This is a genomic window from Devosia sp. CN2-171 (assembly GCF_049354815.1).
Taxonomy (GTDB): domain Bacteria; phylum Pseudomonadota; class Alphaproteobacteria; order Rhizobiales; family Devosiaceae; genus Devosia_A.
The window spans coordinates 460928-474969 of sequence record NZ_CP186479.1 but is presented as its reverse complement, the minus strand read 5'-3'; the positions used below and the strand labels follow the sequence as shown (position 1 = coordinate 474969).

At 64.4% G+C, this 14042-nt stretch carries 14 protein-coding genes, 1 tRNA gene and 1 pseudogene; 5 read left to right on the top strand and 11 right to left on the bottom strand.

All coding sequences use genetic code 11. The annotated features are described in order from the left end of the window. Window positions 1–46: 46 nt before the first annotated feature. The gene (locus tag ACOYW5_RS02410; RefSeq protein WP_423067677.1) at window positions 47–835 is read right to left on the bottom strand and encodes a DUF1345 domain-containing protein; all 789 of its coding nucleotides are present in this window, start codon (window positions 833–835) and stop codon (window positions 47–49) included. Window positions 836–855: 20 nt separating this feature from the next. Between ACOYW5_RS02410 and ACOYW5_RS02405 the strand changes: the two genes are divergently transcribed. Beyond that, window positions 856–931 (top strand) — tRNA-Thr (locus ACOYW5_RS02405). Between the two features lie 15 nt (window positions 932–946). Here ACOYW5_RS02405 and ACOYW5_RS02400 read toward each other — a convergent pair. The 8 genes from ACOYW5_RS02400 to ACOYW5_RS02365 all read right to left on the bottom strand — a co-directional run bounded on the left by ACOYW5_RS02400 (window position 947) and on the right by ACOYW5_RS02365 (window position 10180). Then, entirely contained in the window at window positions 947–1687 is a 741-nt protein-coding gene (locus tag ACOYW5_RS02400; RefSeq protein ID WP_423067676.1) for an SDR family oxidoreductase, read from the bottom strand. A gap of 4 nt (window positions 1688–1691) precedes the next feature. Then, the gene (locus ACOYW5_RS02395) at window positions 1692–3146 is read right to left on the bottom strand and encodes an aldehyde dehydrogenase family protein (RefSeq protein ID WP_423067675.1); all 1455 of its coding nucleotides are present in this window, start codon (window positions 3144–3146) and stop codon (window positions 1692–1694) included. A 29-nt stretch (window positions 3147–3175) separates the two neighbouring features. Next, window positions 3176–4795, bottom strand: coding sequence for an ABC transporter ATP-binding protein (locus tag ACOYW5_RS02390; protein ID WP_423067674.1), 1620 nt, complete (start codon window positions 4793–4795; stop codon window positions 3176–3178). Then, window positions 4795–5661, bottom strand: coding sequence for an ABC transporter permease (locus ACOYW5_RS02385; protein ID WP_423067673.1), 867 nt, complete (start codon window positions 5659–5661; stop codon window positions 4795–4797). Before ACOYW5_RS02385 ends, ACOYW5_RS02390 begins: the two co-directional genes overlap by 1 nt. Next, window positions 5658–6605, bottom strand: coding sequence for an ABC transporter permease (locus ACOYW5_RS02380; protein ID WP_423067672.1), 948 nt, complete (start codon window positions 6603–6605; stop codon window positions 5658–5660). Before ACOYW5_RS02380 ends, ACOYW5_RS02385 begins: the two co-directional genes overlap by 4 nt. A gap of 190 nt (window positions 6606–6795) precedes the next feature. Further along, the gene (locus ACOYW5_RS02375) at window positions 6796–8286 is read right to left on the bottom strand and encodes an ABC transporter substrate-binding protein (RefSeq protein ID WP_423067671.1); all 1491 of its coding nucleotides are present in this window, start codon (window positions 8284–8286) and stop codon (window positions 6796–6798) included. 139 nt (window positions 8287–8425) lie between these two features. Beyond that, a complete protein-coding gene (locus ACOYW5_RS02370; RefSeq protein ID WP_423067670.1) occupies window positions 8426–9742 on the bottom strand; it encodes an acetylornithine deacetylase/succinyl-diaminopimelate desuccinylase family protein in 1317 nt (438 codons plus the stop codon). 54 nt (window positions 9743–9796) lie between these two features. Then, entirely contained in the window at window positions 9797–10180 is a 384-nt protein-coding gene (locus ACOYW5_RS02365; RefSeq protein ID WP_423067669.1) for a VOC family protein, read from the bottom strand. 77 nt (window positions 10181–10257) lie between these two features. Between ACOYW5_RS02365 and ACOYW5_RS02360 the strand changes: the two genes are divergently transcribed. Further along, complete coding sequence (locus tag ACOYW5_RS02360) at window positions 10258–10893, top strand: 5'-methylthioadenosine/S-adenosylhomocysteine nucleosidase (protein WP_423067668.1); 636 nt, start codon at window positions 10258–10260, stop codon at window positions 10891–10893. A gap of 2 nt (window positions 10894–10895) precedes the next feature. On the opposite strand, the gene ACOYW5_RS02355 is transcribed toward ACOYW5_RS02360, so the two are convergent. After that, entirely contained in the window at window positions 10896–11210 is a 315-nt protein-coding gene (locus tag ACOYW5_RS02355) for a hypothetical protein (protein ID WP_423067667.1), read from the bottom strand. Window positions 11211–11447: 237 nt separating this feature from the next. On the opposite strand from ACOYW5_RS02355, the gene ACOYW5_RS02350 reads away from it, so the two are divergent. The 3 genes and pseudogenes from ACOYW5_RS02350 to ACOYW5_RS02340 all read left to right on the top strand — a co-directional run. After that, window positions 11448–12257, top strand: coding sequence for a DUF2189 domain-containing protein (locus ACOYW5_RS02350; RefSeq protein WP_423067666.1), 810 nt, complete (start codon window positions 11448–11450; stop codon window positions 12255–12257). A gap of 150 nt (window positions 12258–12407) precedes the next feature. Beyond that, a complete protein-coding gene (locus ACOYW5_RS02345) occupies window positions 12408–12734 on the top strand; it encodes a hypothetical protein (RefSeq protein ID WP_423067665.1) in 327 nt (108 codons plus the stop codon). A gap of 116 nt (window positions 12735–12850) precedes the next feature. Continuing rightward, window positions 12851–13273, top strand: a pseudogene (locus ACOYW5_RS02340) (cell wall hydrolase); the annotation flags it as partial. 65 nt (window positions 13274–13338) lie between these two features. On the opposite strand, the gene ACOYW5_RS02335 reads toward ACOYW5_RS02340, so the two are convergent. Further along, window positions 13339–14025, bottom strand: coding sequence for an exopolysaccharide biosynthesis protein (locus ACOYW5_RS02335; protein ID WP_423067664.1), 687 nt, complete (start codon window positions 14023–14025; stop codon window positions 13339–13341). Between the last annotated feature and the right edge of the window lie 17 nt (window positions 14026–14042).

Below are 14042 nucleotides of genomic sequence, written 5' to 3'. Positions count from 1 at the left end.
AGTAGACCACCAGCCCGGCCACCCGGCAATCGCTGGCCGCCGGCATTCAACCGCCTGTCACCGTGACGATGACGTTGACGGTCGCGGCAACGATCACGGTGTTGAACAGGAACGAGAACACCCCGTGCAGCGTCACGCGCCGTCGCATCGGCGCCGACGTGATCGCCACGTCCGCAACCTGCGCCGTCATGCCGATGACATAGGCGAAATAGAGAAAATCGAAGCCGTCCGGGTCCTTGCCACCGGGAAAGTCGAGCCCACCGACCACGGCCCGGCTGCTCCCCGGCTGGTCGTCGACATAGTACTCGTGCGCGTAGTGCAGCCCCGCCATGGTGTGCACCGTGAACCATCCGAGTAACAGCGACACGACACTGAGCGCGATCTGCAGGCCGTCCGCGTGCCCGCCATCGTTGAGGGTGAGAAACAGCGATCCCACCGCCACCACGACCACGATCCCCGTGACACCAAAGATCGCCACCACCGGCGAATCGGCATCGTCCGGCCGTTGCATCAGGTAGTCGGCAGTGAGGACGGGCAGTTCCAAGAAGGCGAACGCCAGGTAGCATGCAAACATGACGTTCGCACCGACGGCGATCGCATACGCGGGGGCAACAAACAGGAAACCGACGCAGACCGCCCCGCCCACGGCCAGCGCGATGTAGAAGGCCGCGTGTCTTGGCAGTTTGCCCTTCAAGCCTTCGATCTTCCGCCGCCTCGCCAACCGCACCTCCGCAATCGTCGCCTCGACGATCAACCCTCCGATGATCGCACATCCCCGGCGCGCCGTCCCATCGTGGCAGCAGCAGTCCACCAGCGCTTGCGCCCTACCGGCCATGATGCTATCCGGGCGCCGGCGCCGGCATAGCTCAGTTGGTAGAGCAACTGATTTGTAATCAGTGGGTCGCGAGTTCGATTCTTGCTGCCGGCACCAGTCCCCCCAGTACCGCTAGATCACCCGCCCGCCATCGACCTCGAGGGCGACGCCGGTGACCATCGAGGCTTCGTCCGAGCAGAGGAAGCAGGCGGCGTTGCCCATGTCCTCGGGCGTCGAGAAGCGGCCGAGCGGGATGGTGGCGAGGAATTTCGCCCGCATCTCCGGCGTGTCCTCGCCCATGAAGGTCTTGAGCAGCGGCGTTTCGCCGGCCACCGGATTGATGGCGTTCACCCGCACCCCGAACGGCGCAAGCTCCACAGCCATCGACTTGGTCGCGGTGACCATCCAGCCCTTCGACGCATTGTACCAGTTGAGGCGCGGACGCGGGCTGACGGCCGCGGTCGAGGCGACGTTGAGGATCGCGCCGGTTTTCCGCGCCTTGAAGTGCGGCACGAGGTGCCGGGCGGTCAGGTAGACCGACTTCATGTTGACGTTGAACACGCGGTCGAAGTCTGCTTCGGAGATGTCCTCGAGCGCTGCCGGCAGGTGCGTCACACCGGCATTGTTGACGAGGATGTCGACCTTGCCAAAGGCCATCAGCGCCGCGGCCGACAACTGGTTGACGCTCGCATCCTTGCTGACATCGACATGCGCGGCCTTCTGGCCGAGTTCGCGGGCCAATGCCTCCGCACCCTCGACATTGATATCGGCGATCAGTACGCGCGCGCCCTCGGCGGCGAACTTCCGCACGATGCCTGCGCCGAATCCCGAAGCGCCGCCGGTGACGATTGCTACCTTGCCGTCCAGTCTCATGATTTCACCCATGCCACGCGGCCACCGTCTTCAAAACCGAGAAGCCATACAGCGCCTCGAATCCCTTCTCGCGGCCATGGCCCGACTTGCCGACTCCGCCGAACGGCAGCTCCACACCGCCGCCGGCGCCATAGTTGTTGAGGAACACCTGGCCAGTCTTGATGGCCTTGGCCATGCGCATCTGCCGGCCACCGTCCCGGGTCCACACGCCGGCGACGAGGCCGAAATCCGTGCCGTTGGCTATTGCTACCGCCTCTGCCTCATCTTCGAACGGGATCACCACCTGAACCGGCCCGAAGATCTCGTCCTGCGCCAATCGGTTGTCGGGGCGGACGTTGGCGACGAGCGTCGGCGCCTGGTAGTGCCCACCCCTGGGCGCATCGCCCAGAATGGTCCCCTGCCCCGCGATTTCGCCGCCAGCGAGATCGGACAGGAACCCGACGACAATCTCCTTCTGCCGCTCGGAGACGAGCGGCCCGAGGTCGAGATCGGCGATCGCCGGCCCGACCTTCAGCGCACGGTAGCGGACCGACATCCGGTCCAGGACTTCGTCATGGATCGAGCGATGCACGAGGATGCGCGAGCTGGCCGAGCAGGTCTGGCCGGCATTCTGGATACCGGCGTTAATGAGAAACGGCAGCGCGCGCTCAAGATCGGCATCCTCGAACACCACCTGCGGCGACTTCCCGCCCAGCTCCAGCGTCACCGGCACGACATTCTCGGCCGCGGCATGCTGGATCAGTTTGCCGACACCCACCGAGCCGGTGAACGAGATGTGGTTGACGCCTGGATGCGCCGTCAGTGCCGCGCCGGCTTCCTCGCCAAGCCCCGGCACGACGTTCAGTGCCCCGGAGGGCAAGCCGGCTTCCTCGGCGATCTTGGCGAAGGCAATGGCGGTGAGGCAGGCCTCCTCGGCTGGCTTCAACACGGCGGCATTGCCCATCGCCAGCGCACCAGTTACCGAGCGCCCGATGATCTGCATCGGGTAGTTCCACGGGATGATGTGCGCGGTAACACCATGCGGCTCGCGCAGCGTGTAGACCGTGTAGCCGTCGAGATAGGGGATGGTCTCGCCATGGATCTTGTCGCAGGCTCCCCCATAGAACTCGAGATATCGGGCGAGAGCGACCGCATCGGCCCGCGCCTGCTTCAGCGGCTTGCCGACATCCATCGCCTCGATGCGGGCAAGGTCATCGACACGCTCCAGAACAGCCCGACCGATCTTGCTCAGCAGCCGGCCGCGTTCGGCCACGGGCATGCGGCCCCAATCGCCGGTGAGCGCAGCTTTGGCAGCGCCGACAGCGGCATCCACATCGGCGGCATTGCCGCGCGGGATTTGCCCGATGGTCTCGCCGGTCGAGGGGTTCTCGATCGGCAGGTAGTCGCCCGACAGCGGCGCGACCCAGCGGCCGCCGATGAAGCACTTGGTGGAATCGAAGAACAGGTTGAGGTCGGTCATTGGCAACTCGGTCGTCGTTTGGCGTCAGGCTATGCGCCCGCTGCCTCGCGCTTGGCAAGCGCACCCTCGAGGTTCGGCGTCGCTGCGATCAGCTCTCGTGTGTACGGGTGCTGTGGGTTCTGGAACACCGCTTCGGTCTCCCCCTCCTCGACGATCTTGCCGGCCCGCATCACCAGCACGCGGTCGGTGATCGAGCGAACCACCGAGAGGTCATGTGAGATGAACAGGTAGCTCAGCTGCAGCCGATCGGAGAGATCGGCGAGGAGGTCGAGCACCTGGGCGCGGACCGAGACGTCGAGGGCCGAAACGGCCTCGTCGAGGATGATCAGGCTGGGCTCGATGATGAGCGCCCGGGCTATGGCGATGCGCTGGCGCTGCCCGCCCGAGAATTCATGGACATATTTGTCGGCATCGGAGGCAGTCAGCCCGACCTCCTCGAGTGCCCTCGAAATACGCTTCTCGCGCTCGGCACCAGTTGGCGCAGCCGATCCCAGCAGATGGAACGGCTCGGTGACCAGCCGGTCGACCCGGTGCCGCGGATTGAACGATCCATAGGGGTCCTGGAACACCACCTGCAAATGGCGGCGTGTCGCGAATGTCGCGCCACGTCTAGGATCGATCGGCTCGCCCGAGATGGCAATCCGCCCACCCTGTGTCGGCTCCAGTGCCATGATCGCCCGCGCCAGCGTGGACTTGCCGCAGCCGCTCTCACCGACCAGCCCGACATTCTCGCCGCGCTCGATGCGCAGGCTGACACCATCCACAGCTCGCAGCACCTTGCGCTGGCCGAACAAGCCGCGTCGGGGCAGCGGGTACTCGCGCACCACATCCTCGACGGCCAGCACTGGTGTGCCACCCGACACTGCCGGCGGGACACGCGTCGGAACGTGTGATGAGGCTTCGAACAGCGCCTTCGAGTATGGGTGCTGCAGGTTGCGGAAGAGCTGGATCGTTGGCCCCGCCTCGACCACCACCCCGCGCTGCATGATGGCGACCTTGTCGGCGATGCCGGCGATGACGCCGAGATCGTGGGTGATGAACATCATCCCCATGCCGTCCTCGTCGACGAGGCGCTGCAGGAGCTTGAGGATTTGCGCTTGCGTCGTGACGTCGAGCGCTGTGGTCGGTTCGTCCGCGATCAGCAGCTTTGGCCGCATGGCGATGGCCATGGCGATGACGACGCGCTGGCGCTGGCCGCCGCTGAGTTCATGCGGGTAGCGATCGAGCGGGAAGCGATCGGCCGGGAGTTCAACGCGATTAAGCGTCTGCCGGGCGACCTTGAGCGCGTCGGCGCGATTGAGGCCACCGTGGACCATGGCGGTCTCGGCCACCTGGTCGCCGATGGTCTTGACCGGGTTCAGCGCCGTCATCGGCTCCTGGAACACCATGCCGACCGTGCCGCCGCGGATTTTCCGCATTTCGGCATCCGGCAGGTTCAGGACCTCGCGGCCTTCGAGCGTCACGGAACCCTTGGTAACAGCGCCCCCGGGCAAGAGCTGCATCACGGTCAGCGCCGTCATCGATTTGCCCGAACCACTCTCGCCGATGACGCCGACGATCTCGCCGGCATCGACGGTGAGGTCGATGTCCCTGAGGATCGGGAACGGGCCGATGTCCAGCGACAGGTTCTTGATCTCGAGCAGCGGCATCAGCGGCTCCGCCTCAGGCGCGGGTCGAAAATGTCGCGCAGCCCGTCACCAAGGAGATTCACGCCGAGCACCATCAGGACGATTGTGAGGCCGGGGACCAGCGCAACGTGCGGGGCGAGCGAGATCATGGTCTGGCTGTCGGCCAGCATTTTGCCCCAGCTCGGGGTCGGCGGCTGGACGCCGAGGCCGACATAAGCGAGCGCTGCTTCGGCGAGGATGCCGAGGGCGAACTGGATCGTCGCCTGGACCATCAGCGTGTTGAAGATGTTGGGAAGGATGTGCTCCCAGGAGATGCGGGCGGCGCCCTTGCCCGCCACGCGTGCCGCCATGATGAACTCGCGGTTCCACAGGCTTAGTGCCCCTGCCCGCGACAGGCGGGCGAACACCGGCATATTGTAGAGGCCTACCGCGATGATGGCGTTGATGGCGCCCGGCCCGAACACGGCGGTGATCAGGATGGCGATCAACAGCGCCGGGAAAGCGAACACCAGGTCGTTGGCGCGCATCAGCACATCATCGAGCAACGTGCCGCGATTGGCGGCGGCCCAGAGCCCGATCGGCACGCCGATCACCATCGCGACCGTCACCGCGATGAAGGCGACGGCGATCGAGGTGCGGGCGCCGACCATGATCATCGAGAAGATATCTCGGCCGAAATGATCGGTGCCGAACCAGTGCTCGGCCGATGGCGGCTTCAGCTTGTTGGGGATGTTCTGCAGCCCCACGTCGTAAGGCGTCCAGACGAAGGAGATCAGCGCCGCCAGCACGAACACCAGCGTGATGGTCGCACCAATCGTGAAATTCGGCGAACGCAAGGCGGCGCGGATCAGGCTGTCGTTGCGAGGCGCGGTTGCGATTGAGCTCATCGCATCGCCCTCCGCAGCCGGGGGTCGACGAGGGCGTAGGTCACGTCGACGAGGAAGGTGACGAGGATCACGGCGAAGACGAGGAGCATCACCACCGACTTCACCACGATCAGGTCGCGCGAGGTGATGCCCTGGAAGACGAGGCGGCCGAGGCCGGGCAGAAAGAACACGTTCTCGATGATGATCGCCCCGGCGAGAAGGAATGAGAACTGCAGGCCGATGATGGTGAGCACCGGAATCAGCGCGTTGCGGAGCGCATGGCGCCACAGCGTCTGGCCTTGGCTGAGCCCCTTGGCGCGGGCAGAGCGGATGTAGTCCTCGCCCAGCGTATCGAGCAACGACGAGCGCATAACACGCGCCAGGATCGAGGCCTGCGGCAGAGCGAGCGCGATGGCCGGCAGGCTGAGTGCCTTCAGCGCCATCAGCGGATCCTGCCAGCCGGGAAAACCACCGGCCGAGAACCAGCGCAGCGTGATCGAGAACAACAGCACCAGCAGCATGGCGAACCAGAAATTCGGCACGGCGAGGCCGACCTGCGTCGCGCCTATGATGGAGACGTCGGCCGTGGAGTTGCGGCGAACGGCGGCAAGGATGCCGACCGGGAAGGCGATGAGCGTCGACAGCGCCAGCGCGTAAATGGCGAGCGGCAGGGAAATCCAGATGCGGTCGGCGATTAGGCCCGAAACTGGAACCTTGTAGGTGTAGCTGATGCCGAAATCGCCACGCAGCAGCCCGAGCACCCAGGTGAAGTAGCGCTCGAGCAGCGGCCCATCTAGCCCGAGCGTCTGGCGCAGGTTGGCGACGGCTTCGGGCGTGGCATTGAGGCCCAGCATAAACTGGGCGGGATCGCCGGGCACGACTTCGAGCACTAGGAAGATGACGATCGAAGCGGCGATCAGGCTGAGCACGAGTGAGACGATGCGGCCGAGGAGGAACGAGGTCATCAGGCGGCCCTTGTCGACACGTTGCGTCCTCCCCAAACACAGGTGTCATCCCTGCGAAGGCAGGGATCCAACTCGCAGCTGGCTCTGGCTGAGAAATGGATCCCTGCGTTCGCAGGGATGACACCGAGTGTGTTGGGCTGGCTGGTGGTCAAAACGGAATCGGGGCGGGTTTTCACCCGCCCCTTGTAGCTCATTCGGTCCAGGATACGGCGGTGAGATCGGTCGCCTGGGTCGGCGCGTTCTCCCACAGGCCGGTGAGCTTGGCATTCTCGACACCGACCTTGGCCAGCTCGAACAGGAAGCCCACCGCATAGTTGTCGGCGAGGTTCTTCTCGGCTGCCTTGATGAGCTCCGAGCGCTTGGCCGGATCGGAGGTCACAGCCAGATCGGCGATCAGCTTGTCGAAGTCGGCATTGTGGTACTGGAAGTAGTAGTCCGGCCGGGCGAAAATCCCGATGTCGTTCGGCTCGGTATGCGAGATGATGGTGAGGTCGAAGTTCTTGTCGGTGAACACCTCGCTCAGCCACTGCGCCCACTCGAGGTTCGTGACTTCGGTCTTGATGCCGACCGCCGCCAGCTGGTTGGCGATGATCTCACCGCCGCGACGGGCATAGCCTTCGACCGGCGGCAGCTTCAGCGACAGGGTCAGGTCGGTGATTCCGGCTTCCGCCAGCAGCGCCTTCGACTTTTCCGGGTCGTAGTTGGATTGGGCGGTGAGGTCGACATAGTCGGGGTTGGCCGGCGACAGGAACGTGCCGATCGGCGTACCGTAACCGAACATGGCACCATCGATGATCGCCTGTCGGTCGATGGCATGGGCAATGGCCTCGCGCACCTTCACGTTGTCGAGCGGCGCCTTGGCATTGTTGAAGGCGAGGATAGTCTCGCCTTCCGTGGAGCCGATCACCACGCGGAAGCGCGGATCGCTCTGGAACTGCGCGACGGTTTCCGGGGCCGGGAAGTTCGGGAATGCATCGACGTCGCCGGCCTGCAGGGCCGCAAAGGCGGCCGTGGGATCGGAGATGAAGCGGAAGGTCGCACCTTCGAGCTTCACCGGCGTCCCCCAGTAAGCCTGGTTCTTCTCGAGCGTGATGCTGTCGCCTTCGACGCGGCTGGCGAAGGAGAACGGACCCGTGCCGATCGGGTTGGTCTTGTTTGCGTCGGCGCTCTCCGGCGCAACGATCACCGCATCACCCCAGGCGAGATTGTAGATCAGGTTGCCGTCGGGCTGCTTGAGCTTGATCTCGACGGTCAGCGGATCAACCACGGTGACGGACTCGATCGAGGTGTAGAGCGCCTTCTGGGCGTTCAGCGAGCCTTCGGCATTGATGCGATCGAGGGAGAACTTCACGTCATTGGCGTCGAAGGCCGAGCCGTCGTGGAAGGTCACGCCGTCGTGCAGCTTGAACGTGTAGGTCAGCCCGTCGTCGGAGATAGTCCAGCTCTCGGCGAGACCCGGGACGATCGAGCCGTCGGCGGCGAACTTGGTCAGGCCCTCGAAGACGTTGGAGTAGAGCACTTCGTCCACTGCCGCAGCGGCTTCGGCAGTCGGATCGAGGCTTGGGGGCTCGAGCACGAGGCCGATCTTCACGTCGGTCCGCGCCTGCGCGAAAGCCGGCGTCATCGCGGTGGTCATAGCCAGGGCGCCGGCAAGTGCCAGCACGACCAGAGATTTGCGCATGATTATCCCTTCTGATTGAGCCGCTTACCCCCGCGGCCTTGGAGTGAGCTTAGGACGGTTCCGCCTGGAGGTGAACCGGTTGCGTGACCGGATTATCGCCACCTCTCGTCGCAGGGAGAAACGCCTTTCCACCAAACGCTTACGCCACGCGATCTGGCCCCAAGAGGTCCAGCAGCGTCAGCGCCATAACCTTAGCGGAGTCCAGCATGTCGTCGACGCCCACCCACTCGTCGGGCTGGTGCGCGAGATCGAGGATCCCCGGGCCGTAGGCGATGCAGTTCTTGAGCCGGCCGATGCGGTCGATATGTTTCTGGTCGTACGTACCGGGCGAGACAACGTACTCGGGTGACACTCCCATGACCTCGCCGATGGCCTTGGCAACGGACCGCACCACTGGCGCCTCCTTGTCGGTCATCGTCGGCGAGATCGTCCAGAGATCGCGGATTTCGTAGCTGAACCCCTGCCGCTCTGCCCTAAGCTTCTCAAGCAGGTCGACAACCTCCTGCCGCACCGCAGCCGGGCTTTCCTCGATCAAGTAGCGCCGGTCGATCACGATGCGCGCCGAGTGCGCCACGACTGGAGCCGGAAAGCCGGTGAAACCGCCCTCCGGCTCGGCCTGGCCACCGTGAATCGAGTTGATGTTCATGGTCGATTGGCGCGCACCGGGCGGTACCACCGGCATGGCCGTGTGCTTCTGCGACAGCGCCGGATAGAGCACCTCCTCGAACTCGCGCAGTACGGCGGCCATGTGGCGGATGGCGCTGTCGCCGAGGAACGGCATCGAACCGTGCGCGATCCGGCCGTAGGTCTCAATCTCCGCCCACCACACGCCGCGATGGCCGAGGCAGATGCGATCCTTGTTCAGCGGCTCGGGGATGATAACGTGCTGCACCCGCTCGGGCGAGAAATAGCCCTGCTCGGCGAGGTAGGCAACGCCGCCGAAGCCGCCGGTCTCTTCATCCGCCGTGCCGGAAATCTCGATAGCGCCGTGATAATCGGGCACGATGTCGGCGAACGCCTCGGCAGCGATGATCGATGCTGCAAGCCCGCCCTTCATGTCGCAGGTGCCGCGACCGTAGATCCTGCCGTCCCTGAGCTCGCCGCCGAATGGATCGAAGGTCCAGCCGCGGCCGACCTCGACGACATCGTGGTGCGAGTTGAAATGCACCGTCTCGCCTGGCTGCTGGCCTTCGCGACGGGCCACGACGTTCCAGCGCGGGTAACGATCACTATCACCAGGCTTGCCTTCACCGCGCACAAGTTCAACGGCATAGCCGTGTTTGCTCAAGCGTTGCTTTAGGTACTCGCAAACCTCGAGATAGTTCTCGCCCGGCGGATTGACCGTCGGGATGCGAATCAAGTCCCGCGTCAGGGCGATGAGATCGTCACGCCGGGCATCGATCTCGGCGGTGAGGCGCGGCTTCAATTCGGCCGCTGCGGAAACAATGGTGGTCATGGCGCGGCAGACTGTTGGCCGCCGCGCGCCCTGTCAATGCAGCAAGCGAGGCGCCTAGTTCGGCTCGTCGCCGATGGCAAGGATATTGCCCTCGGAATCCTTGAACCAGGCACCGTGATAGGGCCCCATCGTCGCCATGCCGTCGTCGGTCTTGAGACCGGGCATGTCGTAGTCCTCGAACTTCACGCCGTGCGCCCGCATTTCCTTCATGTCGCTGCGGACGTCGTCGGAGGTGAAGAACATCGCGGTGTTCTTGGCCGTGCCGGCGAACTGCGTCTCGTAGAGCTGGAAGGCGGTGCCGCCCGCAAGGCGATAGATGGTGCCGGTCGGGTGCTCCTCGGCCGGATCGAGGCCGAGTTTGTCGTGGTACCACGACTTCGCACGGCTCATGTTCGACACGGGGATGGTCGGATAGGCGCGGTGGTCGGATAGCAGCATGGTGGTCCTCCATTGCCCAAGCCCGGGGCGCAGTCTACGCCTCTCGCCAGCCGCTGAAAATCCAGACCCGAGGCCCCATGCCCTTCGCCGTTCGCAAACCCGGTTCCGCCGATATTCTCTACGTGATGGCGGTCGACAACGAGTACGGCCCGCACCTGAAGTCGCGGATCACACCGCTGATGACCGGTGTCGGTCCGGTGGAAGCGGCAATAGTGGTCACGCACGCGCTGGCGAAGCTGGAGCAGCAGGGTAAGCTCCCTGCTCTTGTCGTGTCCCTCGGCTCAGCCGGCTCGGCGAGCCTAGAACAGACCGGCGTCTACCAGGCCGTGTCGGTGGGTTATCGCGATATGGACGCTTCGGCGCTAGGCTTCGAGCCCGGTCTCACGCCGTTCCTCGATCAGCCGGCGGTCATCCCGCTCGGGCCGTTCATTCCGGGCGTGGAGAAGGCCACGCTCTCGACCGGGGCCAACATCGTCTCCGGCGCTGCATACCGGCGCATCAAGGCGGACACGGTGGATATGGAAACCTACGCGGTGCTGCGCGCCTGCCAGCGCTTCAACGTGCCGCTGATCGCGCTGCGCGGTATCTCGGATGGCGATGCCGAACTCGGCCATATCGCGGATTGGACGCGCTACCTGCATATCGTCGACAAGAAGCTCGCCCACGCGGTCGACCTGCTCGAGGCGGCGATCGCGAACGGCACGCTAGAATAGGCTCAGTTGCCCTTCTTCGCCTTGCGATCCCGCTGCCAAGTCGTCCACTTGCGCTGCACCCAGAAGCTGAGGCGATTGATCGGCCCCTGCAGGAACGGCAGGTCGATGGCGATCAGGAACAGGCCGAGCGGCAGCATCCATATGCCGAGGAACGGCAGGATGCTGAAGATGCTGCCAAGGATCAGCAGGATGCCGAGCGGAATGCGGATCAGGCGCGAACTCGGCCGGCGGATCCACGCGAGAAATCCCGAGCTCGCGGGCACGGCCCGGCCGATCCGGTCAAACTGGCGGTGAAGTCGGGCCTCGTCCTTGCTCATCGGTGCTTCCTTCGCTCGATAGGGAGCATTTGGGAACCATCGCCCGACAATCAACCCCGGAAGCCGCCCGAATAGCCCTTGAAATCAAGCCTGGAACACCGTTCCGACACTGCTGCCGGCCCCCTTCGACATCCGTCGCGAACAGCGCTACAGTGACAATACGACGCAGAGGCGGTCACCGCCCGGCGTTTCGGCGCCCGCGGCGATTTTCCGCCTCCCGATCGGAGGAGGATGGGAATGACGCAGTTTCACGTGCTTACGAATCCCGGCGAGCGGCTGGATATTCCGGCTGTCCGCACCATCGGCGTAGCGGACCTTTTCGATGCGCTCAGGCACGGATGGCGGGACTTCTGGGAGAAGCCGTCACACCTGGCGTTTCTTGGCCTGATCTACCCGCTTTGCGGCGCCATCATCGCCGTCTGGTCGTCGGGCAACAATGCCTGGCCCCTGCTCTTTCCGCTGATCTCGGGCTTCGCGCTTGTCGGCCCGTTCCTGGCCCTTCCCATCTACGAAATGAGCCGCCGCGAGGAGATGGGTCTCGATACCCATTGGCGCGCTGCGTTCGACGTATTCCGCACCCCGGCCTTCGCTTCGATCGCCGCCCTCGGCGTGATGATGCTGATCGCCTTCACCGTCTGGCTGATGGTGGCGCAGTTCATCTACGAAGCGCATTTCGGGCCGGGATCGCCGCCGACGCTCATGGCTTTCATCAACGAGGTGTTCACCACCCCACAAGGCACATCGCTGATGATCTGGGGCAACCTCGTCGGGTTCCTCTTTGCCGCGGGCGTCCTCGCCAGCATGGTGATCTCGATCCCACTACTCCTCGACCGCGACGTCGGTGCGGCAGTGGCGGTGATGACGTCGTTGCGCGTCACGCTGAAGAACCCGGTGACGATTGCGATCTGGGGCCTGATGGTCGCCGCCCTGCTGGTCATCGGCGCTATACCGCTGCTGGTCGGGCTCGCGATCGTGGTGCCGGTCCTGGGTCACGCGACCTGGCACCTCTACCGCAAGGCGGTGGTCCCGCCGGGCGAGACGCGTTAACGACTCGTTAACAACTTCGTCTCAATCTGATCGGGCTTAAGTAGAGGGCAGGACGACGCCACCTGAGGTGGCCCTGCCCTCGCCCAGTATCTGGAACCCCATAAACTCCGGCCGCGTTAGCTCCATGATACCCATCAGGAGCGCCCGATCATGGCCAGTTTCGACCTTTCGCATTTCACCGACAGCGCACAGCAACGCTTCGGCAACCAGTTCTCGAGCCTCGCTCGCGACGCCCGGCATCTCTCGGATGCCCTCTCCCGCTACACCGATCACGCCGGCCGCGACCTCGGTCACTTTGCGCATGATTTCGCTGATGACGCGTTGCATCAGGGCGCAGTCGCGGCGCGCGTACTCGGCAAGCAGGCATGGAAGGCCGGTAAGGCCGTGCGCCGCGATCCTGCACCGACCGTCGCCGCTATTGTCGGCATCGCGTGCCTTGTCACTCTGGTGATGTCGTCCGGCTCGCGGCGGCGCTGACATCCTCAACGCGGTCTTAACTCCATGACGTGCATTCTAGGGAACACGGGCGTGCGTCAGCCCGGCTCCTTAGTTGTATCTGCGTTCTGGAGTCATCGTTGGCAGGGTCCCTGAAGCTGCTCCTCGCGGCGCCGTTGCTGTTGAGCATGGCCGGCTGCGCCACCTTCTCCCCGTTCGGCCTCTCATCGCGCGATTGCCTCGCCCGCGCGATGTATTTCGAGTCGAACCGCTTTAGCGAAGACGGCATGCTGGCGGTGGGTACGGTGGTGATGAACCGCGTCGCCGACAAGAAGTACCCCCAGTCGATATGCGGCGTCGTCGGCCAGAAGAACCAGTTCGCCCCCGGCGTCCTGTCGAAGCCGATGAGCGAGAAGCGCTCGGCTGCACGCGCCTACTCCGTGGCGGACAAGGTCCTGCGCGGCGCCCGGCATCCGACGTTGAGCAAGAACGTCAAGCACTTCCATACGGCCGGCTACCGGTTCTCGTACAACAACATGTTCTACGTGCTCGAAGCCGGCGGGAACAATTTCTACGAGAAGCTCAAGGCCGGGACGTTCTCCAACGACCCGTTTGCGGCACTGGCCTACTGGTAGGCAGCTCAGACTCAGACCGGCGGGAGCGGTGGCGGCGAGGCGCCCCAACCGAAGAAGCTCATCACAATGCTGATCGTCCAGCTGATCAGCACCCAGTAGATGCCGGCAAGGATCACCGTGGAGACGATTCCCACCAGGGCTCCCAGGACGATCCAGATGCCGTCGCGCTCGAGCAGACCAAGGGCAATGATGCAGATGGCAATCGACGGGGCCATGTTGGCACCCGGGATCGGCAGCAGAACCAGCAGCGACATGACAAAGGCGACGAAGCCGGCGAAATAGACCGCTGGGCGCTTGGCGAGAAACTCGAAGCGCGGCTTCATGATGCCTTCGGCACGGGCAAGCCACGGCGACGCAACCTTCATCACCCGGTGAAAGTCGACACGGCTGAGCGAGCGATCTGTGATGATCCTCGGAAGCCAGGCGTTCATCCCCAGCATCAGCTGAGCGCTCAGGAACACCAGCGGCGCGCCCACGATCGCGGATACGCCGGGCGGCATCGGCAATGCGGTGATGATGGCGAAGATGAACATCAGCGCGCCCAGCGCCCGACGCTTCAACGCTTCCAGCAGGTCGCCGATGGAAATGCGGTCGCGGTCCTCGGCAGCCGCAATGGCTAAAAGGATGGCCGAGAGGCGGTCCGCGCCCTCGGCCTTGTCTACCTTCGAGAGGTCGATCTCAACGTGTGGCTCTGTCATCGACGCGGATCATGCAG

What these genes read in the sequence shown, in the direction of transcription:
- ACOYW5_RS02370 (WP_423067670.1), bottom strand. Translation starts at nt 9,742, where the DNA reads ATGACCACCATTGTTTCCGCAGCGGCCGAATTGAAGCCGCGCCTCACC.
- ACOYW5_RS02380 (WP_423067672.1), bottom strand. Translation starts at nt 6,605, where the DNA reads ATGACCTCGTTCCTCCTCGGCCGCATCGTCTCACTCGTGCTCAGCCTG.
- ACOYW5_RS02390 (WP_423067674.1), bottom strand. Translation starts at nt 4,795, where the DNA reads ATGCCGCTGCTCGAGATCAAGAACCTGTCGCTGGACATCGGCCCGTTC.
- ACOYW5_RS02395 (WP_423067675.1), bottom strand. Translation starts at nt 3,146, where the DNA reads ATGACCGACCTCAACCTGTTCTTCGATTCCACCAAGTGCTTCATCGGC.
- ACOYW5_RS02350 (WP_423067666.1), top strand. Translation starts at nt 11,448, where the DNA reads ATGACGCAGTTTCACGTGCTTACGAATCCCGGCGAGCGGCTGGATATT.
- ACOYW5_RS02385 (WP_423067673.1), bottom strand. Translation starts at nt 5,661, where the DNA reads ATGAGCTCAATCGCAACCGCGCCTCGCAACGACAGCCTGATCCGCGCC.
- ACOYW5_RS02410 (WP_423067677.1), bottom strand. Translation starts at nt 835, where the DNA reads ATGGCCGGTAGGGCGCAAGCGCTGGTGGACTGCTGCTGCCACGATGGG.
- ACOYW5_RS02345 (WP_423067665.1), top strand. Translation starts at nt 12,408, where the DNA reads ATGGCCAGTTTCGACCTTTCGCATTTCACCGACAGCGCACAGCAACGC.
- ACOYW5_RS02355 (WP_423067667.1), bottom strand. Translation starts at nt 11,210, where the DNA reads ATGAGCAAGGACGAGGCCCGACTTCACCGCCAGTTTGACCGGATCGGC.
- ACOYW5_RS02360 (WP_423067668.1), top strand. Translation starts at nt 10,258, where the DNA reads ATGCCCTTCGCCGTTCGCAAACCCGGTTCCGCCGATATTCTCTACGTG.
- ACOYW5_RS02335 (WP_423067664.1), bottom strand. Translation starts at nt 14,025, where the DNA reads ATGACAGAGCCACACGTTGAGATCGACCTCTCGAAGGTAGACAAGGCC.
- ACOYW5_RS02375 (WP_423067671.1), bottom strand. Translation starts at nt 8,286, where the DNA reads ATGCGCAAATCTCTGGTCGTGCTGGCACTTGCCGGCGCCCTGGCTATG.
- ACOYW5_RS02400 (WP_423067676.1), bottom strand. Translation starts at nt 1,687, where the DNA reads ATGAGACTGGACGGCAAGGTAGCAATCGTCACCGGCGGCGCTTCGGGA.
- ACOYW5_RS02365 (WP_423067669.1), bottom strand. Translation starts at nt 10,180, where the DNA reads ATGCTGCTATCCGACCACCGCGCCTATCCGACCATCCCCGTGTCGAAC.